Origin of the sequence: Roseomonas sp. E05 (assembly GCF_030063475.1) — a bacterium.
GTDB lineage: Bacteria > Pseudomonadota > Alphaproteobacteria > Acetobacterales > Acetobacteraceae > Pseudoroseomonas.
Genome location: NZ_JASIRT010000007.1, coordinates 144,992 through 166,328, shown reverse-complemented (window position 1 = coordinate 166,328; position 21,337 = coordinate 144,992). Strand labels below are relative to the sequence as shown.

Below are 21,337 nucleotides of genomic sequence, written 5' to 3'. Positions count from 1 at the left end.
ACGTAACGGCACTGCCGCACCGCACAGAAGCGTTTCCCGCAGCGCGGGAAACGCTTTAGGCTTGGCGGCATGGTCATGCTGCTTGTCTCCCCGCGCCGTCTTGCCCTGCTGGCCGCGGCCCTGCTCGCCGGCTGTGCGGCGGGCGGGGCGGCGGATGCCGGCCCCGGCGGTCTCTCCGCTTCCCGCCCCACCGCCTTCGGCGCCTATCTCGCCGGCCGCTTCGCCGCGGCGGAGATGGATACCCGCACCGCCGCGGACGAGCTTCTGGAGGCGCTTCGCCTCGCGCCCAACGAGCCGGAAGTGCTGACCCGTGCCTTCCTCGCCGCTGTGATGGACGGGCGGCCCGAGGCGGTGCGGGTGGCCCACCGCCTGCCACAGAGCGAGTTGGCCGCCATGCTGCTGGCGGGGGCCGACGGCATGGCCGGACGCTGGGAGCGCGCCGAGACCCGGCTGCGCAACCTGCCGCGCAATGGCGCCGCGCAAGTGCTGCAGCCGCTGCTGCTGGCCTGGGCGCAGGCCGGGCGCGGCGCCACCGATACCGCCCTGGCGACGCTGCGCGCGCAGATCGAGGGCAACCGCCTGCGTGGCCTGGCGGCGCTGCACGCCGCCATGATCGCCGACATCGGCAACCGCCCGGCCGAGGCGGAGCGGCTGGCCCGCGTTGCGCTCTCCGAGAGCCCTGAGGCCAATCTGCGGATGCTGCAGATCATCGCTGGCATCTTTGAGCGCGCCGGCAAGCCGGCCGCGGCGGCGCGGCTGCTCGACGCCGTGGCCCTGGGGGGCGACGACTTCGCGCTGCTCGGCAGCCCGGAGACGCGGCGGCGCCTGCTGCGCGGCCGCGCCGTGGCCTCGGCGGTGGAAGGCATGGCCGAGGCGGAGCTGGCGCTGGCCGGTGCCCTGCGCGGCCAGGGCGCGCCGGAGCTGACGCTGCTGCTCTCCCGCCTCGCGCTGCGCCTGCGGCCCGATTTCACGCCCGCGCTGCTGATCGCGGCCGATTCCCTCGCCGAGGAGGAGCACCCCGCGGCTGCCCTCGGCATGCTGCGCAAGGTGCCGGAAGATGATCCGCTGGCGCCGGTGGTCATGTTGCGCAGGGCCTCGTTGCTCGACCGGATGGACCGCCCCGACGAGGCCATCGCCACGCTGCGCGCGCTGGCGCAGTCGCAGCCCGATGCGGCCCAGCCGCAGGCCCGGCTCGGCGACCTGCTGCGCCGGCGCGGGCGCTTCGCCGAGGCGGCGGAGGCCTATACCGCCGCCCTCGGGCGCGTCGGCGCGCCGCAGGCCAGCCATTGGCCGCTGTTCTACGCCCGCGGCATCGCGCTGGAGCGCAGCGGCGACTGGCCGGCCGCCGAGACCGATTTCCGGCACGCCCTGCAGCTCTCCCCGGAGCAGCCCTATGTGCTGAACTACCTTGGCTACACCTGGGTGGAGCAGGGCACGAACCTTGCCGAGGCGCGGCGGATGCTGGAGCGTGCCGCCGAGCTGCGCCCGCAGGACGGCAACATCGCCGACAGCCTGGGTTGGGCGCTGCTTAAGCTGCAGGACCTGCCCGGCGCCCTCCGCTGGCTGGAGAAGGCGGCGGAGCTGGAGCCGCGCAACAGCGTCATCAACGACCATCTGGGCGACGCCTACTGGGCCAGCGGCCGCGAGCGCGAAGCGCGCTTCCAGTGGCGGCGGGCCCTGTCGCTGGAGCCCGAGCCGGACGAGGCGCCGCGCATCTCCGCCAAGCTGCGTGACGGCCTGCCGGGAGCCACGCGCGCCGCCCTGCCGCAGTGACGCTCTCCGCGCCGGGCCTGGCCGAAGCGGCGCCCGCCAAGATCAACCTGTATCTGCATGTCGTCGGCCGCCGTGCCGACGGCTACCATCTGCTCGACAGCCTGGCGGCCTTCGCCGGCGCCGCCGACCTGCTGCGCTATGCGCCCGGCGGCCCCCTGGCGCTGCATCTGGACGGGCCGGAGGCCGGTGCCCTGGTTGCCGAGCCGGACAACCTCGTGTTGCGCGCCGCACGCCTGCTGGCGGAGGAGGCCGGCTTCGCTCCCCATGGCACGCTGTGGCTGACCAAGGCGCTCCCGGTCGCCTCCGGCATCGGCGGCGGCTCTGCCGATGCCGCCGCGGCGCTGCGCCTGCTGGACCGCGCCTGGGGGCTGGGCCGGGGCACGCGCCGCCTTGCCCCGCTCGCCGCCCGGCTCGGGGCCGACGTGCCGGTCTGCCTCGACAGTCAGGCGGCGCGGATGGGGGGAGTGGGCGAGCTGCTGCGCTCCGCGCCGGCCATGCCGGTGGCCGGGCTGGTGCTGGCCAATCCCCGCATCCCGCTGGCCACGCCCGCCGTGTTCCGGGCCCGCCAGGGCGGCTTCTCGCCCGAGGCGGCGCTGCCGGCCGGCTGGCCGGACGCGGCGGCCATGGCGCAGGACCTGGCGCGCTGCGGCAACGACCTGGAGGCCGCGGCGATCCGCCTTTGCCCGGCAGTGGCCGAGGTGCTGGCGGCCTTGCGCGCCTTGCCAGGCTGTCTGCTGGCGCGGATGAGCGGCTCCGGCGCCACCTGCTTCGCGCTGTTCGCCAGCCCCGATGCGGCGGCAGCGGCGGCGGCAAACCTGCCAGCCTCCTGGTGGCGGTGGGGAGGGGGCTTTACGGAAGGGGCGCCGAAGCCTTATTCAGCGCCCTAGAGACCTTGCTGGGGCGTAGCCAAGCGGTAAGGCAGCGGTTTTTGGTACCGCCATTCCCAGGTTCGAATCCTGGCGCCCCAACCAGTCTTCCTCTGGTCTCCGGCCGCTCTGGGCGGTGCTGAGCAGAACGGCTTTCTTGCAGCCCCTTTCCGCCAGGCCATGACGGGGAGGCGCACCGAGTAAGCGCACGCCTCCCTGTCGCTCACCTTTGCCTTGGCCCGCCGGGCGCAGCGCAAGGTCCTCGTCAGTAGGTCGCCCTGCCACCGGAAACGTCGAAGACCGCGCCGGTGCTGAAGGAGCATTCCGCGCTGGCGAGCCAGCAGATCAGCGAGCTCACTTCCTCCAGGGCGCCAAAGCGGCCCATCGGAATCTTCGACAGCATGAAGTCGATGTGCTGCTGGGTCATCTGATCGAAAATCGGCGTTCGCACCGCGGCGGGAGTCACGCAGTTCACGCAGATTCCCGTTGTCGCCAGCTCCTTGCCGAGCGCTTTCGTCAGGCCGATCACGCCAGCCTTGGAGGCACTGTAGGCGGAGGCGTTGGGGTTCCCCTCCTTTCCGGCGACCGATGCGACATTCACGATGCGTCCATAGCCGTTGCGCTCCATTGGCGCCACGGCAGCTTGGTTGCAGTAGAACAGACCGTTCAGGTTGACGTCGATCACCCGCTGCCATGCGTTCACGGGGTAATCTCGGAGCATGCTGTTGGGGCCGGTGATGCCGGCGCCCGCCACCAGCACGTCGAGCCTGCCGCCGAACGCAGTCAGGCTCGCTTCCATGGCGCGTGCCACCTGCGCCGCATCGGCGATGTCCAGCACCTGGGTGTCGACGGCAGCACTTTCCGCCTTTGCTTTCGCCAGGGCCGCCTCATTCAGGTCCCACAGGCTGACCTGCGCCCCTTCTGCGGCCAGCCGGGTGGCGACATCCAGGCCAATGCCGGATGCGCCGCCGGTTACGATCGCGGTGCGATCCTGAAAGCGACCTTGCATCAACACGGCTCAGTCCTCCGCATCAGTTTCGATCGACATGCGTGCCCGAGCAGGCAGGATGGCAGACCGGAGGGGCGGTGAGTAGGGGAGCGGGCCAAAAGCGGAGGGCAGGAGGCCCGCCAGGCCGGCAGGCACGGAATGGGCCATGCAGGCTTTCCGCTCGTGGAATGCTGTTCTCCATATTGAATAGCCTTCTCAGTCCGTCTAGCCTGCCCGTGAAGGCCGGAAAGGCTGCACAGAGGGGAAGAAGCGGGCTGAACGGTGGCGACCGCGCCGGAAGGGTGCGGCACCTGCCGTCCTGCCCCGGACCAGGGATGGAACCATTGCCAGACATGCTCGCCCGCTCCGCTGAGGCTGCGCTGCCGATGGAGGCGCTTTCGGCACTGCTCGCGCCGGGATCGGTCGCCGTGATCGGCGCCTCCGGCGATCCGACCCGGATCGGCGGCCGGCCGATCGCCGCGATGCTGGCGCGCGGCTTCCAGGGCAGCATCCTGCCGGTGAACCCCAACCGCCCGACGGTGCAGGGGCTGCCGGCCTTTGCCTCGATTGCCGACCTGCCCCAGGTGCCGGACGTCGCCATCATCGCGGTGCCCGCCGCGGTGGCGGAGGCGACCGTGACCGACTTGGCGGAGCGCGGGGTCAAGGCGGCCATCATGTTCAGCGCCGGCTTCGCCGAAATGGGCGAGGAAGGGGCGGCGGCCGAGGCCCGCATGCTGGAGACGGCGCGCCGGCACGGCATGCGCCTGCTCGGCCCCAACTGCCTCGGCCTGTTCAACGCCCGCACCAACTTCTACGGCACCTTCACCAGCAGCCTGGAGCGGGGCTATCCCGAGCCGGGGCCGATCGGCATCGCCAGCCAGTCCGGCGCCTATGGCATGCATCTCTTCGGCATGGCGCGCGAGCACGGCATCGGCATCTCCTGCTGCGTCACGACCGGCAATGAGGCGGATCTCAATGTCGGCGACATGATCGGCTGGATGGCGCAGGACCCCGGCACCGAGGTGATCGCCGCCTATTCCGAGGGCATCCGCGACGCCCGCAGCTTTCTCGCGGCGCTGGACCTGGCGCGGCGCAACCGCAAGCCCGTCGTGATGATGAAGGTGGGGCGCAGCGCGGTGGGCAGCGCCGCCGCCCGCTCGCACACCGCCTCCATCGCCGGTGACGACGCGGTGACCGATGCGGTGCTGTCCGAGTTCGGCGTGGTGCGCGCCCGGACCACCGAGGAATTGCTGGATATTGCCCGCCTCGCCACCAAGCGGATCTATCCGGTCGGCAACACGCTGGGCGTGCTGACCATCAGCGGCGGCGCCGGCGTGCTGACCTCGGACGCCGCCGAGGCCGCCGGCCTGCCGATGCCGCCCATGCCGGAAGCGGCGCAGGCGGAGCTGCGCGCCGTGCTGCCCTATTGCGCGCCGCAGAACCCGGTGGACTGTACGGCCCAGGCGCTGAACGATCTTTCGCTGGTCGGGCGCTTCGCGACCGCGCTGGTGGAGCAGGGCGGCTACTCGTCCATCCTGTGCTTCTTCACCCATACCGGCGGCGCCGCCTCCGTGGCGCCCCGCCTGCGGCAGGAACTGGGCGCGGTGCGCGCGGCGCATCCCGACCGGCTCTTCGTCCTCTCCATCCTCGCCAATCCGGACCAGATCCGGACCTTCGAGGAGGAAGGCTTCGCCGTCTTCGAGGACCCCTCCCGCGGCGTCGCCGCGCTGCACGCGATGGGCCGCTTCGGCGAGGCCTTCGCCGCGCCCGCGCTCACTGCGCCGCCGGAGGTTCCGCTGGTTCCGCTGCCGGAGCGCACGCCGAGCGAGGCGGAGGCCAAGCGCCTGCTGGCCCAGGCCGGGATCGAGGCGGCGCCGGAGCGCGCCTGCGCCACGGCCGAGGAGGCGGTGGCGGCGGCCGAGGGTTTCGGCTTTCCGGTGGTGATGAAGATCCTCTCCCCCGACATTCTGCACAAGTCGGAGATCGGCGGCGTGCTGCTGAACGTCGCCGACGCGCAGGGCGTGCGCGAGGGCTTCGCGCTGCTGAAGGAGCGCGCCGCCAAGGCCGCGCCGCAGGCGCGCATCGAGGGCGTGCTGGTGGCAAAGCAGCTTTCCGGCGGCGTCGAATGCATCCTTGGCGTGCACCGCGATCCGGTCTTCGGGCCGGTGGCCATGTTCGGCCTGGGCGGCATCTTCGTCGAGGTGCTGAAGGACGTCGCCTTCCGCCGCTGTCCCTTCGGCGAGGACGTAGCGGAGACGATGATCCGATCGATCCGCGGTGCGCCGCTGCTCCTCGGCGCGCGCGGGCGCCCGCCGGCCGACATCAAGGCGCTGGCGCGGATGCTTTCGCGGCTTTCGGTCTTCGCGCACCAGGCCGGGCCGCGCCTCGCCGGCATCGACCTCAACCCCGTCTTCGCCATGCCGGAGGGGCAGGGCGCCTTCGCCGCCGACGCGGTGATCGATATCGCGGAGGACGACGCATGATCGACTACGAGAAGCTGCTCAACTTCCCCATTCCGGAGGTGCGGCAGCGCGTGACGCCGCGCGACGCGGTGTTCTACGCGCTCTCCGTCGGCCTGGGGCAGGACCCGCTGGACAAGCGGCAGCTCGACTACGTGGATGCGCACCGCAGGCTGCGCGTGCTGCCCTCGATGGCCGTGGTGCTCGGCCATCCCGGCTTCTGGCTGGGCAATCCCGCGACGGGCGTGGACGCGGTGCGCCTGGTGCATGGCGAGCAGTCCATCACCCTGCACCAACCGCTGCCGGCGGAGGGCGAGATCATCGGCCGCACCCGCGTCACCGGGCTGGTGGACAAGGGGGAAGGGAAGGGCGCGCTGCTCTATTCCGAGAAGGAGGTGATCGAGGCCGCCACGGGGAAGGTCCTGGCGGTGACCGGCAGCACCACCTTCCTGCGCGCCGATGGCGGCTTCGGCGGGCCGAGCGGACCCGTGAAGCCGGTGAACCCGATCCCGGAGAGCGCGCCCGATATCGTGGTGGACCTGCCGACGCGGCCGGAGCAGGCGCTCTACTACCGGCTGAACGGCGATGACAATCCGCTGCACGCCGATCCTGACGTGGCCGAGCGTGCTGGTTTCCCGCGCCCGATCCTGCACGGGCTCTGCACGCTCGGCGTGGTGGCGCATGCGCTGCTGCGGGAACTCGGCGGCTATGATCCGGCGGCGATGAAGAGCCTGGCACTGCGCTTCTCCTCGCCCGTTTATCCCGGCGAGACGGTCCGCACGGAGATCTGGAAGAACGGCGCCTTCCGGGCGCGCGTGGTGGAGCGGGACGTGGTGGTGGTCAACAACGGCGCCGCGGTGTTCGCATGAGCGAGGCTCTCGACGCGATGGTGGCGGAGCGCGCCGAATCCATCCGCATGATCCGCGACAGCGCCGCCGGCATCGCGCCGCGCGGCGGCGACCGCAAACGCGTCCGCGCGCTGCGGTTCCAGCCGCCGGGCTTCGACCGCGGGGTGTGGCAGCAGATCGGCGAGCAGGGCTGGATCGGCCTGCATGTGCCGGAGGAGCAGGGTGGCGCCGGGCTCGGCCTGTCCGAGTTCTGCGCCATCGCCGAGGAGATGGGTGCGGCGCTGGCGTCGGAGCCGCTGGTGCCGGGCGCGCTCTCCGCCGCGCTGCTGGCCGCCGCCGGGGCCGAGGCGCCACTGGCGAAGCTACTTGCGGGCGAGAGCTACGTCGTGACCGCCTGGCAGGAGGCGCCCGGCGTGCTGGAGGCACCGGGCAACGAGGGCGCGCCGCGCCGCTTCCTGCCGCTGGCCGGGGGCGCGGACGCCTTCCTGGTGCCGGTGCGGGAGGGCGGCAAGCTGGCGCTCTATCTGCAACCCGCCGAAGGCGCCGACCTGACGCTGGAGAAGACGCAGGATGGCGGCTTCTTCGGCACGCTGCGGCCGCAGGGCGGCGAGCGCGTGCTGGAGGATGCCGCCGCCGTGCTGGAGGTCGCGCTGGACGAGGCGGCACTCGGCACCGCGGCTTATCTGCTCGGCGTCATGGACCAGGCCTTCGCGCTGACGCTGGACTACCTGCGCACGCGGCAGCAGTTCAACCGGCCGATCGGCAGCTTCCAGGCCCTGCAGCACCGCGCGGCCGACCTGAAGATCCAGCTCGCGCTGAGCCGGGCCAGCGTGGAATCCGCCGCCGCGCTGCTCGACACGCCCGGCGCGCCGCAGGCCATGCGCCGCGCCGCCGTCTCGCGCGCCAAGGCGCGGGCCAGCGAGGCCGCCATGCTGATCACGCGGCAGGCGATCCAGTTGCATGGCGGTATCGGCTACACCGACGAGGCGGATATCGGGCTCTATCTGCGCAAGGCCATGGTGATGGCGAACCAGTTCGGCCCGGCCGCGCTGCACCGCCGCCGCTTTGCCGACGAGGCCCGGGAGGAGGAGGCATGACCGATCTGAACGCCTTGAGCGACGCGGACTTCCGCGCCGAGGTGCGCCGCTTCCTGGAAGCGGAGTATCCGCCCGGGCTGCGCAACCCGCCGCACCGGCTGCACATGGACGAGGGGCGCCCCTGGTTCGAGAAGTTGAAAGCCAGGGGCTGGGTGGCGCCGGGCTGGCCGCGCGAGCATGGCGGCCTCGGCCTCGACGCCGCCAAGCAGATCGCGCTGATCGAGGAATACGAGCGGCACGGCGTGGCGCGGCTGCCGGACCATGGCGTAATCATGCTCGGCCCGCTGCTGATCCGCTTCGGCACCGAGGAGCAGCGCCAGCGCTTCCTGCCGAAGATCCTCTCGGGCGAGCATGTCTGGTGCCAGGGCTATTCCGAGCCGGGCGCCGGTTCGGACCTCGCTTCGCTGCGCACCGAGGCGGTGCTGGAGGGCGACCACTACGTCGTCAACGGCCAGAAGATCTGGACCACGCTGGCGACCGACGCCAACTGGATCTTCTGCCTCGTCCGCACGGACAAGAGCGGCAAGAAGCAGGAGGGCATCAGCTTCCTGCTGATCGACATGACCTCGCCCGGCGTGACGGTGCGGCCGATCATCAATCTCGGCCTGCATGACGAGTTCTGCGAGGTGTTCTTCGACAACGTCCGCGTGCCGCGCGAGAACCTGGTCGGCGAGCCCAACAAGGGCTGGAGCATGGCCAAGGCGCTGCTCGGCTTCGAGCGCATCTTCCTCGGCTCGCCGCGGCAGTCCGGCTATGCGCTCGGGCGGCTGAAGCTGCTGGCGGAGCGGATGGGCGTCTTCGACGATCCGGACTTCCAGGACCGCTACACCCGCCTGCGGCTTGACCTCGCCGACCACAAGGCGCTCTACGAAACCTTCGTGGCCGTGCTGCGCCGGGGCGAGACGCTGGGGCCGGACGTCTCCATGCTGAAGCTGCATCAGTCCGAGCTGTTCCAGCGCATCACCGAGCTGATGCTGGAGATCGCCGGCGAGAATGCCGGACTGCTGGAGCCGATGGAAGGGAACCGCGACCTGCACCCCGCCGGGCAGTTCATCGAGGCGCGGCCGACCACGATCTATGGCGGCAGTTCCGAAATCCAGCGCGGCATCCTGGCGAAGAACGTGCTGGAGCTGCCGGGCTGACATGACTGACGTGAGAGAACGAGACAGGAGAGGACGCTGCCCGTGAGCATTCGAGGCAAGGCCTGCATTGTCGGGGCCTATGAGCATCCGACACGCAAGGCCGAGGACAAGAGCACCGCGCAACTGCATGCCGAGGTGGCCCTGGGCGCGCTGCGCGATGCCGGGCTGACCCGCAAGGATGTGGACGGCTATTTCTGCGCCGGTGACGCGCCGGGCATGGGGCCGCTCAGCATGGCTGACTATCTCGGCCTGGACCGGCTGCGGCATGTGGATTCCACCGATGTGGGCGGCTGCTCCTACCTGCTGCATGTGGCGCATGCGGCCGAGGCCATCGCGCTCGGGAAGTGCAACGTCGCGCTGATCACCCTGGCCGGCCGCCCGCGCTCCGAAGGCGTGGCGACCGGCACCGCACCACGCGCCGGCAACCCGGCGCAACCCGACGTGCAGTTCGAGTATCCCTACGGCGCCGCCATCGCGAACATGTACGCGATGTGCGCCATGCGCCACATGCACGAATACGGCACCACCAGCGAGCAGCTCGCCTGGATCAAGGTGGCCGCCAGCCACCACGCGCAGCACAACGAGCACGCCATGCTGCGCAAGGTGGTGACGGTGGAGGACGTGCTGAACTCGCCGCTCGTCGCCGACCCGCTGCACCGGCTGGACTGCTGCGTGATCAGCGATGGCGGCGGCGCGCTGGTGGTGACCAAGCCCGAGATCGCCCGCACGCTGAAGCGCCCGATCGTCTCGGTGCGTGGCGCCGGCGAGGCGGTGAAGCACACCATGGGCGGCACCATCGACCTGACCTATACCGGCGCGCGCTTCGCCGGCGCCCGCGCCTTCGAGGAGGCGGGGGTGAAGCCGTCCGACATCAAGTATGCCAGCATCTACGACAGCTTCACCATCACGGTGCTGATGCAGCTTGAGGATCTCGGCTTCTGCGAGAAGGGCGAGGGCGGCAAGTTCGTCGCCGACGGCAACCTGATCTCCGGCGTCGGCAAGCTGCCCTTCAACACGGATGGCGGCGGGCTCTGCAACAACCATCCCGCCAACCGCGGCGGCATCACCAAGGTGATCGAGGCGGTGCGGCAGCTGCGCGGCGAGGCCCACCCGGCGGTGCAGGTGAAGAACTGCGACCTGGCGCTGGCGCATGGCACGGGCGGCTCGCTCGGCACCCGCCACGGCAGCGCGACCCTGGTCCTGGAGAGGGAGTGACGGCGATGAGCGAGCAGACCCCGCAGCGCGTGCCCCCGAGCCCGACGCCCGACCCCTCCACCCGCGGCTTCTGGGAGGCGGCGAAGCAGGGCAAGCTGCTGATCGGCCGCAACACCAGGACGGGCAAGGTGCACTATCCGCCGCGCCCGATCTGCCCCTTCGATGACGAGGGCGAGGTGGAGTACGTCCCCGCGAGCGGCGAGGGCACCATCTACAGCTTCAGCGTCATGCGGGCAAAGGTCCCCTATGCCATCGCCTATGTGGAGCTGGCGGAGGGCCCGCGCGTGATGACCAACATCGTCAACGGCGACTTCGACGCGCTTCGTATCGGCCAGAAGGTGAAGCTGACCTTCGTGCCCAGCGAGGGTGACGGCCAGCCCGTGCCCATGTTCACCCCCGCCTGAGAGGAGCGAGTTCCATGGGAATGCTGGACGGAAAGGTCGCCATCGTCACCGGCGCGGGCGGTGGCATCGGGCGGGAGATCGCGCTCGCCATGGCCCTCGCCGGGGCCAAGGTGGTGGTCAACGACATCGGCGCCTCGCTGACCGGGATCGGCGAGACCTCGGCCACGCCGGGCGAGCAGACCAAGGCCATCATCGAGCAGCGCGGCGGCCAGGCGGTCACCAACACCGACAGCGTGTCCGAGTGGGAGAGCGCCAAGCGCATCGTGCAGAGCGCGCTGGACGCCTTCGGCCGCATCGACATCGTGGTCAACAACGCGGGCATCCTGCGCGACCAGATCTTCCACAAGATGACGCCGGAGGAGTGGCTGGCGGTCATCAACGTGCATCTGAACGGCAGCTTCTTCGTCTCCCGCGCGGCGGCGGAGCATTTCCGGGCGCAGAATTCCGGCGCCTTCGTGCACATGACCTCCACCTCCGGCCTGATCGGCAATTTCGGCCAGGCGAACTACTCGGCCGCCAAGCTGGGCATCGCGGCGCTGTCCAAATCCATCGCGCTCGACATGCAGCGCTTCGGCGTGCGCTCCAACTGCATCGCGCCCTTCGCCTGGAGCCGGATGACCAGCTCCATCCCGGCGGAGACGCCGGAGCAGAAGGCGCGCGTCGAGAAGCTGAAGCGCATGACGCCGGAGAAGAACGCGCCGCTGGCCGTCTTCCTGGCCAGCGACGCGGCGAAGGAGGTCAATGGCCAGATCTTCGCGGCGCGCAACAACGAGCTGTTCCTGTTCAGCCAGCCGCGTCCGGTGCGCAGCGCGCATCGCAGCGAGGGCTGGACGCCGGAACTGATCGCGGAACATGCCTTGCCGGCCTTCCGCGCCCAGTTCCAGCCGCTGGACCGGAGCGGCGACGTGTTTTCCTGGGATCCGGTCTGAAGCCGGCGGGCCGGCGGAGGAAGCAGCATGACGATCACGCAGGAACTGTCCGCCTTCGCCGCCGGCCTGCGCCTTGAGGCGCTGCCGCCCGAGGTGGTGGCGCGCACGCGGGCGCTGGTGCTCGACCTGGTCGGCAACATCGTCCGGGCGCGGCGGGATGCGGAGAGCACTCCGGCGCTGCTGGCGGCGGTCAAGGCGCTCGGCCTGGATCATGGCAGCAGCCGCGTCTTCGCCGACAGCGCAACCTACAGCCCGGCCGGGGCCGCGCTGATCAACGCGACCCTCGGCCACTCGCTCGACTTCGACGATACCCATGCTGTCGCGGTGGTGCATCCGGGCGCGCCCGTCATTCCCGCCGCGCTGGCGGCGGGCGAGATGGTCGGCGCCTCGGGGGGCGAGGTGCTGACCGCCATCGTCGCCGGCTACGAGGTGGCGCTGCGCCTGGCGCTGGCCCTGCCGGCGGGCGCGCATTACGACCGCGGCTTCCACCCTTCGGCCACCTGCGGCGCCTTCGGCGCGGCGGCGGCGGCAGGGCGGGTCTTCGGGCTGGACACGGCGGGCATGGCCTCCGCGCTCGGCATCGCGCTCAGCCAATGTGCCGGCAGCCTCCAGTTCCTCGCCAACGGGGCCTGGACCAAGCGCTTCCAGGTCGGCTGGGCGGGCATGGCGGGCCTCACCGCCGCGACGCTGGCGCGCGAGGGCTTCAAGGGCGCCGCCGACGCCATCGAGGGCAAGCACGGCTTCCTGCGCGCCTATGCGCCCGAGCCGCAGCCCGAGCGGGTGCTGCAGGACATCGGCACGATCTGGGAGCTGATGAACACCGGCGTGAAGCCCTATCCCTCCTGTCGCTGGGGCCATGCCGGGATCGATGCCGCCCTGGCGCTGCGCGCCGAGCATGCGCTGAAGGCGGAGGAGATCGAGGACGTCACGCTCGGCCTCTCGCGCGCCGGCATGCTGCTGGTGGGCGAGCCGGCCGACCGCAAGGCCGACCCGCAGAACATCGTGGACGGCCAGTTCAGCGGGCCGTTCGTCATCGCCACGGCGCTCAGTACCGGCCAGATGGGCTGGGACAGCTATGCCCTGTTGCAGGATACCGGCATCAAGGGGCTGATGCGGCGCGTGCGCTGCGAGAACGATCCGGAGATCGAGGCCGAGTTCCCCGCCAACATGTCGGGCAAGCTGACGGTGCGGGCACGGGGCGAGACCTTCGTCCGCAAGGTCATCGTGCCCAAGGGCGAGCCGGAGAACTTCCTGACCGAGAGCGAGCTGCGCAGCAAGTTCAGCGGGCTTGCGGATGCGGTGCTGGGCGCTGATGCTGCGGGGCAACTCGCCGAGGCCATCGGCAGCCTTGACCGCCTGAACGACGTTTCGCCTCTGCTGCGCCACCCACAGGAAGCCGCCTGAAGGACTCACGATGGACCAGGTCATCGACAATCACGCCGAGATCCGCGAGGAAGTCGGCAAGCTCTGCGCCCGCTTCCCCGGCGAGTACTGGCGCAAGCTGGACGAGGTGCGCGGCTACCCGACCGAGTTCGTCCAGGCGCTGACCGAGGCGGGCTGGCTGGCGGCGCTGATCCCGGAGGAATATGGCGGCTCCGGTCTGCCGCTTTCCGCCGCCGCCGCCATCCTGGAGGAAATCCACCGGCAGGGCTGCAATGGCGCCGCCTGCCACGCCCAGATGTACATCATGGGCACCATCCTCAAGCACGGGAACGAGCGGCAGAAGGCCGAGTATCTGCCGAAGATCGCCAGTGGCGAGTTGCGCCTGCAGGCCTTCGGCGTCACCGAGCCGACCAGCGGCACCGACACCACGGCCCTGCGGACCTTCGCACGGAAGGAAGGCGACAAGTACATCGTCAACGGCCAGAAGATCTGGACCAGCCGCGCCGAGCACTCGGACCTGATGCTGCTGCTGGCGCGCACCACGCCGCGCGACCAGGTGGAAAAGAAGACCGATGGGCTTTCCACCTTCATCGTGGACATGCGCTCCGTGCTGGGGAAGGGGCTGACCACCCGCCCGATCCGCACGATGATGAACCACAATTCCTGCGAGGTCTTCTTCGACAACATGGAGGTTCCGGCCGAGAACCTTGTGGGCGTCGAGGGCAAGGGCTTCCGCTACATCCTGGACGGGATGAACGCCGAGCGGCTGCTGATCTCCGCGGAATGCACCGGCGATGCCAAGTGGTTCATCGAGAAGGCTGTGAACTACACCAAGGAGCGCGTGCTGTTCGGCCGGCCCATCGGGGCGAACCAGGGTGTGCAATTCCCCATCGCCAAGGCCTATGCGCAGATGCGCGCGGCCGAGGCGATCGTGCAGAAGGGGCTGGCCAAGTTCGAGCGCGGCGAGAACTGCGGCGAGGAGGCCAATATGGGCAAGATGCTGGCCGCCGAGGCAAGCTGGGCCGCGGCCGAGGCCTGTCTGCAGACCCATGGCGGCTTCGGCTTCGCCGAGGAATATGACATCGAGCGGAAGTACCGCGAGACGCGGCTTTATCAGGTGGCGCCGATCAGCACCAACCTGATCCTGTCCTATCTCGGCCAGCATGTGCTCGGCATGCCGCGGAGCTACTGAGCATGGGCAAGCCAGGCAAGCCGCTGGATGGGCTGCTCGTCGTCTCGATGGAGCAGGCGGTAGCGGCGCCGACCTGCTCGGTGAAGCTGGCCGATGCCGGCGCCCGGGTCATCAAGATCGAGCGCGCCGAGGGCGATTTCGCGCGCGGCTACGACAAGGCGGCGGCAGGCCAGTCCACCTATTTCGTCTGGCTGAACCGTGGCAAGGAGAGCGTCTGCCTCGACATCAAGCAGCCGGAGGACAAGGCGCTGCTGCAGCGTCTCGTCGGGAAGGCGGATGTCTTCATCCAGAACCTCGCCCCTGGCGCCATGGCCCGCGCGGGCTTCGGCAGCGCTGAACTCCGCAAGCGGCACCCACGGCTGATCACCGTGGATATTTCCGGCTATGGCGAGAGCGGTGACTACGCCACCATGAAGGCTTATGACCTGCTGGTGCAGGCGGAGAGCGGCCTCGCCTCGATCACCGGCCATCCGGCGGGGCCGGGGCGGGTCGGCGTCTCGGTCTGTGACATCGCCTGCGGCACCATGGCGCATGCCGCCGTGCTGGAGGCGCTGATCGAGCGTGGCATCACCGGGGAGGGGAAGGCCATCTCCGTCTCCCTCTTCGACGCCATGGCGGATTGGATGAACGTGCCGCTGCTCTATTTCGAAGGCACGGGCAAGGCACCGGAGCGTGTCGGGCTCGCGCATCCCTCGATCTGTCCCTATGGCGCCTTCGCCACCTCGGATGGGGGACTGGTGCTGATTTCCATCCAGAACGAGCGCGAATGGGCGCAGTTCTGCGCCGGCTTCCTGGAGGAGCCCGACCTGCCGCAGCGCGAGGGCTTCCGCAGCAATGTCGAGCGGGTGGCGCATCGCGCGATGGTGGATGCGCATGTGGCGGCCGTCTTCGCGCGGATGACGCGGCAGGAATGCGCGGCCAGGCTGCGCGCCTGCAACACCGCCTATGGCTTCGTCAACGACATGGCGGCGCTGGCCGTGCATCCCGCGCTGCGGCGCCTGGAGGTGGCGACGCCGAATGGCGAGGTGGCCGTCGCGGCTCCGGCCGCGCGGTTCATGGATGGAACGCCGCGGCAGTATGGCGCGGTGCCGGCCCTCGGCCAGCACACCGAGACGGTCCGCGCCGAGTTTGCGCCGGACTGAGCCGGCAGCCTGCCTCAGCTGACAAGAAGAAGATGGGGGCTCGGGGGAATTCCTTCCCCCGAACTTTCTGTCGCCACCGTTCGTTATATGGAACGCTATTCTGTACCGGAAATCCCGGATGGCCTCGGAAACAGGGCCTTCCCGGTGAACTCCGCCACTTCCCGCAACTCCTCGCCGAGCCGGATGCAGGCTTCCGCCGTGTGCTGGCCGGAAATGGTGATGCCGCTCAGGCCGAAGCGTGGCTGCCCGTTCTGATCGGTGACCAGCGCGGCGACGGTCAGCAGGCCGCGATAGAGCTGGTTCTGATCGAGGCTCCACCCGGCTTCCCGCGCGCGCTCCACATCGGCCAGATAGGCCTCGAAGCTGGGCGGCGACTGCCAGCGCAGGGCGGCGAAGCGGCGGCGGAGTTCGGCCTGCGGCAGGTTCAGCGCGGCGGCGACGCAGCGGCCCACGGCGCCCACCAGCATGGGCAGGCGAAGCCCGACGCGCATCTCCACCCGCACGGCGGTGTGGCTGTGGACGCGGTCCACCAGCACGATGTGCCCGTCCTCCGTCACGCGCCAGAGCACGATCAGCATGTCGTAGTTCAGCGCCAGCCGCTCCAGCTCGGGCCGGATCAGCTCGGCATGGCTGACGCCGAGAAAGCCGGCCGCGAGCTCGGCCACGGCGAGGCCAAGGGCATAGGTCTTGTCCTGCTCCCGGAAGGCGACGAAGCGGGCCCGCGTCAGGGTGCGCAGGATGTTGAAGCAGGTGCTGGGACTGATGCCGGTGCCGCGCGCGACGGCCGCCACGCCGAGTGGCCTCGTTGCCCCGGCCAGGTGCTGCAGGATGCGGATGGCGTGGATGACCGCGCCCACATCACGCTGGCTCGCCGGCTCGCGCTCCCCTGCGGATGGCTGCGTATCCATTCGACATTCCGATTGCTTTCCTGAATACGGAATGTAGCCTGCCCAGGGGCGGGCGGAAAGCGGGATGCCCGCGGGCGAGGGGAGAAGAGATGGCCGAGACGGCTGGCGGCGCGCCGATGCGCGTCATCGAGGAGCGCGACGGCGCGGTCCTGCTGCTCACGATCGACTATCCCGCCCGGCGCAACGCGCTGGCGCCGGCACTGCGGCAGGAGATGCTCCGCATCCTCGACCGCGTGGAGGGCGACCCCGAGATCCGCGCCGTTGTCGTCACCGGCGCGGGCGGCACGTTCTGCTCGGGCGGCGACCTGTCGGGCATGGACGTGCGCAGCCCGCTGCAGGGCCGTGAGCGGTTGCGCGCCGCGCATGAGATGATCCGGCTGATGGTGGCCGGCTCCACGCCTGTCATCGCGGCGGTGGAGGGCTGGTGCGCGGGCGCCGGCATGTCGCTCGCCTGCGCCTGCGACACCGTCGTCGCGGCGGAGGACGCCAACTTCATCGCCGCCTTCGGCAAGGTCGGGCTGATGGCCGATCTCGGGCTGGCCTATACCCTGCCGTTGCGGGTGGGCCATGCGCGGGCGCGCGAGATCCTGCTCTATGGCGAGCCCATCGCCGCCGAGGAGGCGCTCCGCATCGGCCTCGTGGATCAGCTCGTGCCCCGTGGAGCGGTGCTGGACGCGGCGATGGCGCGCGCGCGCATCCTCGCCGCACAGGCGCCGACCGCGGTGGCGCTCACCAAGCAGATGCTCGCCGAGGGACTGGACGCGGCATTGAACCAGGAGCGCCACTACCAGTCGCTGCTGTTCCTGACGCAGGACCATGTGGAAGGGAAGGCGGCCTTCTTCGGCAAGCGGGCGCCATCCTTCAAGGGAGAGTGAGAGCTCAGGGAGAGTGAAGGCGGGCGGAACCCTCGCCCGGGCCGGCGGTTATCCAGGCAGGCGCATTCTGGCGCAGCCCAAAACCAGCACGGGGATTTCTTTCATGGCCGGCATCAAGTCCATCGACGATCTGTTCCTGCACACGCTGAAGGACGTGTACTACGCCGAGCGGCAAATCCTGAAGGCACTCCCGAAGATGGCCAAGGCCGCGCAGAACGAGCAGCTGCGCGACGCCTTCATGCATCACCGCGAGCAGACGCAGACGCAGATCGAGCGCCTGCAGCAGGTGTTCGAGGCGCTCGGCAAGCGGGCGCAGGGCATCACCTGCGAGGCGCTCAATGGCCTCGTGGAGGAATGTGAGGAACTGCTCGACGAGGCGAAGGAGCCCTCGCCGGTGCGTGACGCGGGGCTGATCGCCGGCGCGCAGGCCATCGAGCACTATGAGATGGCGCGCTACGGCGCACTGGTCGCCTGGGCCAAGGCCTCCGGCCATAAGGAGGTCGTGCAACTCCTCGAGGAGACGCTGAACGAGGAGAAGCAGACCGACACGCTGCTGAACGACATGGCGAACAAGCAGATCAACCCGGCGGCCGCGAAAGCCGCCTGAGGCCCGGCCCCTTCCGCGCCATCCTGCGCCGCACAGTCCCGCCGTGCGGCGCAACGCGTTTCAGGGCCGGCTCAGCGATAGGCCGAGCCATCCTCCGCACGGGCGGCGTGGCCGACATAGCGGCCCTTCTTCGGTACCGCGACCGTGTCGAAGTCGCGTGCCAAGCGGTGCAGGGCCGCGCGCATCCCGGCGCCCTGCAGCGCCTGGCCGTGCCCGGTCACCAGGATCTCCGGCTCCAGCGCGGCGAGCCGCCGGGCGGAGTCCCGGGCGGCCTCCCAGTCCGGCGTGTAGTACCTCGGGGGGCCGTGCAGCTCGGTCTCCTGCGTGATCGCGCCGTAGGCGGCTTCCTGCGCCGTGGTAATCACCGCGTCGCCGGCCATCAGCAGGCGGTCGGCCTCGCGCCACAATGAGACATGGCCGGGCGCATGGCCGGGCGTGTGCAGCCAGCGCCAGCCCGGCATGAAGGGCAGACTGCCATCCTCCGGCAGGGCACGCAGGGCGCTGCCGACATCCACGGGGCCGCGCGGAAAGGTCGGTGAGATCAGCGCCATCACTCCCCCGCCGACCCAGGGGTCAGGTGGCGGATAGGAGGAGCGTCCGTCCAGGTAGGGGTGCTCCAGCGGATGCGCATAGACCGGCGCCTGCCACTCCTGCGCCAGCGTCACCAGGGCGCCGGTGTGGTCGAAATGACCATGGGTCAGCAGGATGGCCGCGGGCGGATGGGTGCCGAAACGCTCCGCCGCCGCCCGACGGATGATGCCGGTGCTGCCGGGCAGGCCGGCATCCACCAGCACCCATCCCGGCTCCCCCGGCCGCCCCCAGAAGGCGATGTTCACGATGGCGAGCCGCTTGTAGGCGAGGTCGGCGGCCACCGCGCGGGTGCCGTCCTCCTGATCCGTTCCGGTGGCGGCCGCGTCGGCGACGGGGATTTGCTGGGTCATCGAGGCTTCTCCTTGCATCCCCACCAACTCGTGCCGCGAGCTGCGGTTCCGGTGCGCAGGAAAAGGGGGGCCGGGGAAATCCCCAGCCCCCCTCCCGGAGCAGTGTATCGGCCAGGATCGCCGCAGCGCGGCGGCCGGGCGCTCAGAACGGCGGTGCGGTCGGGCGTGGCGACACCGAACCGGAAGATGGCGTCGTCGCCGCACCGGCCTGCGGTGAGGTCGCGGCGGGCTTCGTCTCGGCCTTGTCGCCGCCGGAGCTCTCCGCACCCGCCTTGGAGCCGCTCGTGCCGACCCCGTTCTTCGCTTCTTCCTTCATCCCGTGCGCCGTGTCGGTGGCGGTCTTCTTCACCTCCGCCGCGGCGCCGCTGACCACATCCGCCACCTTCTGGGCGGAGAGATCGCCCTTGCGCAGCTCGTCCTGCGAATGGGCGTAGGTCTCCTCGAGCTTCTCCTTGCCGCGCTCCAGGTGTTCCGTTGCAGTCTCCTTCGCCTGCGTGTAGCCCTGCTGGACGGCCGCAGTGGCGCGATCGGCGGCGGCATCGCTCGCCTCGCCCATCAGCCGGTCCTCGGTTTCCGTGCGCGGCAGCAGGGCGCCGAGCGCCGCGCCCAGCGCGAGGCCGAGCGCACCGAAGAGCAGCGGCTGCTCCTGCGTGATGTGGGTCATGCTGCCCCGCGTGCGGTCCGCCAGCATGCCCGCCCGCGCGGAGGCCGCGCCATAGCCGCGCGCCATGCTGTCCGAGGCGTCGTGATAGCTGGCGGTGGCGGCGCGGCGGGCGCTGCTCAGCCCCTCGGACGCCTGGTTGGCGAGGTCCGAAGCCGTGGCGCCGGTCCGGGAGGCCGCATCGCTCACGGCACCGGCGGTCCGGCTGGCCATCCCGGCCCCCGCGGCATAGGTGCTGGAGGCAGTGTCGCGCACCGAGCCCGCACCGGAGCTGGCGTGGTCACGCATCCCGCCCATCATGCCCTGTGTGCGCTCACCCGCGTGGCGGGCGGCCTCGCCCGCGCGGGTGCCGAGGCCGGGAGCACTGCTGCCGGACGGCGGCGGCGGCAGCAGCGCCTGGTGCGGGTCGGGCGCGCGAGTGGCCGGATAGGTCACCGGCCGCCGGCCGCTGGAGAGCATCATCCAGCCCAGCCCGGCGCCGACGAGCAACAGCGGCAGCGGGTTGTCGCGCACCGAGGCGCCGAGATTGCGCATGAGCTCCGGCCCTCCGGACTCCCGCGCATAGTCCATCAGCTGGTCCATCACCTGGCCGGGCGACATGCGCTCCCGCAGCGCCTCGATGGTGTCGGTGACACGGGCCCGGGTGCGCTCGACATCCTCCTCGATCTCGGCGGGGGACTGGCCATTCGGGTTCGTGGTCTCGCTCATCGCACCTGTTCCTTGGCTGCCGTCGCGTCGCGGGAGAGCTGCGTCACGGTCCGTTGCGGGGTGAGGTTCGCGGCCTTCAGGCGGTTCAGCCCGGCACGCAGCATGAGGTAGCCGATGATCGCGACGACCACGCCGACGATCAGCCCGGAAACCCATACCGAGAGGCCGAGATAGACGAGGAAGGCGACCACAGCCTCCAGCAGCACGATCAGCGCGCCCAGCAGCAGCGCGCCACCGACGGCGATACTGCCGGCCGAAGCGCCGACCTGGCTGACCTTCTCGCCCACTTCCGCGCGCGCGAGCTGCACCTCCTTGCGCATAAGGCTCGAGGTCTGGTTGACCAGGTCACCGAGCAGGTCGGGGACCGAACGATTGGCTTCGGGCGTCATCAGAGCGTCCCTCCTGCTGGCCCGGGCATGCTGCCGGGCCGGGCGTCACCGGGCTTGTGCGCCGCGGCGCCGCCAAGCGTTGCCGCGGGCATGGTGGCCGGGCGCAACTCGCCGCTCTCCGGCGCGCCGCTCCGGCCGGTGCCCTCCGGCACCCAGCCTGGCGCCATCGTCGGATTCCGGTGCGTCTCCTCGGCCACGTGCGGCGTGCTGTCGGACCGGCTGGCGAGGCTCGCGGGCCGCCCGCTGTGGTGCACCGTGCCGCCATCCCGCGCCGAGCTGCGGGCGAAGCGGGTGAGGGCGAAGCCCGCCACCATCGCCGCGCCGAAGAAGGCCACCGGCTGACGGTGTGCGAAGGTGTTCACCTGGCCCACCAGGTCGCCGACGCTGCGCTCGCGCAGCGCGGTTGCCAGGCTGTCCACCGATTCCGCCGCGCTGCGGACATGGCGCGCAATCTCGGGCGAAGCATCCTCCAGGTCGTCGGCCACGCGGCGGACGGCCTCGGCCAGATGATGGCCCTGTTCCGCGCCGGCCTCCTTCTGCTCCTCCGCGACCTGTTCGACCTTGTCGCGGGCGACGGTCGCCAGGTCCTCGCCTTCGGCGCGCACCGCCTGCAGGGTCTCGCCTGCCTCGTTGCGAAGGTTGCGGGCCGTTTCGCCCGTCCGCGCCTGCGCCTCCGATGCCGCTCCCTTGAGATCCGCCTTCGTATCGCGCGGCGGCTCGCGGCGCTCTCCGGGCAGAGTAGGCTGATCGCTCATCGCTCGCCTCCTGTCTTGTCCTTGCTGAGCAGGCACGACCTTGCGCACCTCACCC

20 protein-coding genes and 1 tRNA gene are annotated in these 21,337 nt (G+C 70.6%); 15 read left to right on the top strand and 6 right to left on the bottom strand.

Annotation, left to right across the window (positions count from 1 at the left end; all coding sequences use genetic code 11):
• Positions 1 to 69 precede the first annotated feature (69 nt).
• The 3 genes from QMO56_RS10150 to QMO56_RS10140 all read left to right on the top strand — a co-directional run bounded on the left by QMO56_RS10150 (position 70) and on the right by QMO56_RS10140 (position 2,744).
• Positions 70 to 1,773: a tetratricopeptide repeat protein gene (locus QMO56_RS10150; RefSeq protein WP_283525409.1), complete on the top strand. Its 1,704-nt coding sequence runs from the start codon at positions 70 to 72 to the stop codon at positions 1,771 to 1,773.
• Entirely contained in the window at positions 1,770 to 2,660 is an 891-nt protein-coding gene (locus QMO56_RS10145) for a 4-(cytidine 5'-diphospho)-2-C-methyl-D-erythritol kinase (protein WP_283525407.1), read from the top strand. Before QMO56_RS10150 ends, QMO56_RS10145 begins: the two co-directional genes overlap by 4 nt.
• A 9-nt stretch (positions 2,661 to 2,669) precedes the next feature.
• Positions 2,670 to 2,744, top strand: a tRNA-Gln gene (locus QMO56_RS10140).
• 160 nt (positions 2,745 to 2,904) lie between these two features.
• Here the strand turns inward: QMO56_RS10140 and QMO56_RS10135 are convergent.
• Complete coding sequence (locus QMO56_RS10135; protein WP_283525484.1) at positions 2,905 to 3,648, bottom strand: SDR family NAD(P)-dependent oxidoreductase; 744 nt, start codon at positions 3,646 to 3,648, stop codon at positions 2,905 to 2,907.
• Between the two features lie 332 nt (positions 3,649 to 3,980).
• Here QMO56_RS10135 and QMO56_RS10130 point away from each other — a divergent pair, with 332 nt between their 5' ends.
• Genes QMO56_RS10130 through QMO56_RS10085 form a run of 10 tightly spaced genes read left to right on the top strand, consistent with a single transcriptional unit; the run spans position 3,981 to position 15,438 of the window.
• A complete protein-coding gene (locus QMO56_RS10130; protein ID WP_283525406.1) occupies positions 3,981 to 6,110 on the top strand; it encodes an acetate--CoA ligase family protein in 2,130 nt (709 codons plus the stop codon).
• Positions 6,107 to 6,955, top strand: coding sequence for a MaoC/PaaZ C-terminal domain-containing protein (locus tag QMO56_RS10125; protein ID WP_283525405.1), 849 nt, complete (start codon positions 6,107 to 6,109; stop codon positions 6,953 to 6,955). The genes QMO56_RS10130 and QMO56_RS10125 overlap by 4 nt, the downstream gene beginning before the upstream one ends.
• Positions 6,952 to 8,031: an acyl-CoA dehydrogenase family protein gene (locus QMO56_RS10120; protein WP_283525403.1), complete on the top strand. Its 1,080-nt coding sequence runs from the start codon at positions 6,952 to 6,954 to the stop codon at positions 8,029 to 8,031. Before QMO56_RS10125 ends, QMO56_RS10120 begins: the two co-directional genes overlap by 4 nt.
• A complete protein-coding gene (locus QMO56_RS10115; protein WP_283525402.1) occupies positions 8,028 to 9,173 on the top strand; it encodes an acyl-CoA dehydrogenase family protein in 1,146 nt (381 codons plus the stop codon). Before QMO56_RS10120 ends, QMO56_RS10115 begins: the two co-directional genes overlap by 4 nt.
• A 42-nt stretch (positions 9,174 to 9,215) precedes the next feature.
• Entirely contained in the window at positions 9,216 to 10,388 is a 1,173-nt protein-coding gene (locus tag QMO56_RS10110; protein ID WP_283525401.1) for a thiolase domain-containing protein, read from the top strand.
• A gap of 5 nt (positions 10,389 to 10,393) precedes the next feature.
• The gene (locus QMO56_RS10105; protein WP_283525399.1) at positions 10,394 to 10,792 is read left to right on the top strand and encodes a Zn-ribbon domain-containing OB-fold protein; all 399 of its coding nucleotides are present in this window, start codon (positions 10,394 to 10,396) and stop codon (positions 10,790 to 10,792) included.
• A gap of 14 nt (positions 10,793 to 10,806) precedes the next feature.
• Positions 10,807 to 11,721 (top strand): SDR family NAD(P)-dependent oxidoreductase, encoded by a 915-nt coding sequence (locus QMO56_RS10100; RefSeq protein ID WP_349362349.1) that lies wholly within the window; start codon positions 10,807 to 10,809, stop codon positions 11,719 to 11,721.
• Positions 11,722 to 11,748: 27 nt separating this feature from the next.
• Positions 11,749 to 13,125 (top strand): MmgE/PrpD family protein, encoded by a 1,377-nt coding sequence (locus QMO56_RS10095; protein ID WP_283525398.1) that lies wholly within the window; start codon positions 11,749 to 11,751, stop codon positions 13,123 to 13,125.
• A 10-nt stretch (positions 13,126 to 13,135) separates the two neighbouring features.
• Positions 13,136 to 14,296 carry an acyl-CoA dehydrogenase family protein gene (locus QMO56_RS10090; RefSeq protein WP_283525397.1) on the top strand — a complete coding sequence of 387 codons (1,161 nt, stop codon included), beginning with the start codon at positions 13,136 to 13,138 and terminating at the stop codon, positions 14,294 to 14,296.
• Positions 14,297 to 14,298: 2 nt separating this feature from the next.
• Positions 14,299 to 15,438: a CaiB/BaiF CoA-transferase family protein gene (locus tag QMO56_RS10085; protein ID WP_283525395.1), complete on the top strand. Its 1,140-nt coding sequence runs from the start codon at positions 14,299 to 14,301 to the stop codon at positions 15,436 to 15,438.
• Positions 15,439 to 15,533: 95 nt separating this feature from the next.
• Here the strand turns inward: QMO56_RS10085 and QMO56_RS10080 are convergent, their stop codons facing one another.
• A complete protein-coding gene (locus tag QMO56_RS10080) occupies positions 15,534 to 16,346 on the bottom strand; it encodes an IclR family transcriptional regulator (protein WP_283525393.1) in 813 nt (270 codons plus the stop codon).
• Positions 16,347 to 16,435: 89 nt separating this feature from the next.
• Between QMO56_RS10080 and QMO56_RS10075 the strand changes: the two genes are divergently transcribed.
• Together QMO56_RS10075 and QMO56_RS10070 are read left to right on the top strand one after the other, a co-directional pair.
• Positions 16,436 to 17,221, top strand: coding sequence for an enoyl-CoA hydratase/isomerase family protein (locus QMO56_RS10075; protein ID WP_283525391.1), 786 nt, complete (start codon positions 16,436 to 16,438; stop codon positions 17,219 to 17,221).
• Positions 17,222 to 17,324: 103 nt separating this feature from the next.
• Entirely contained in the window at positions 17,325 to 17,828 is a 504-nt protein-coding gene (locus tag QMO56_RS10070; protein ID WP_283525389.1) for a ferritin-like domain-containing protein, read from the top strand.
• A gap of 71 nt (positions 17,829 to 17,899) precedes the next feature.
• On the opposite strand, the gene QMO56_RS10065 is transcribed toward QMO56_RS10070, so the two are convergent.
• The 4 genes from QMO56_RS10065 to QMO56_RS10050 form a co-directional block, all read right to left on the bottom strand.
• The gene (locus QMO56_RS10065; protein ID WP_283525387.1) at positions 17,900 to 18,769 is read right to left on the bottom strand and encodes an MBL fold metallo-hydrolase; all 870 of its coding nucleotides are present in this window, start codon (positions 18,767 to 18,769) and stop codon (positions 17,900 to 17,902) included.
• A 142-nt stretch (positions 18,770 to 18,911) separates the two neighbouring features.
• On the bottom strand, positions 18,912 to 20,138 hold the full coding sequence (locus tag QMO56_RS10060) for a DUF3618 domain-containing protein (protein WP_283525385.1): 1,227 nt from the start codon (positions 20,136 to 20,138) through the stop codon (positions 18,912 to 18,914).
• Positions 20,135 to 20,527: a phage holin family protein gene (locus QMO56_RS10055; RefSeq protein ID WP_283525383.1), complete on the bottom strand. Its 393-nt coding sequence runs from the start codon at positions 20,525 to 20,527 to the stop codon at positions 20,135 to 20,137. Before QMO56_RS10055 ends, QMO56_RS10060 begins: the two co-directional genes overlap by 4 nt.
• Positions 20,527 to 21,282, bottom strand: a complete 756-nt coding sequence (locus QMO56_RS10050; protein ID WP_283525382.1) for a hypothetical protein — start codon at positions 21,280 to 21,282, stop codon at positions 20,527 to 20,529. Before QMO56_RS10050 ends, QMO56_RS10055 begins: the two co-directional genes overlap by 1 nt.
• Positions 21,283 to 21,337: the final 55 nt, after the last annotated feature.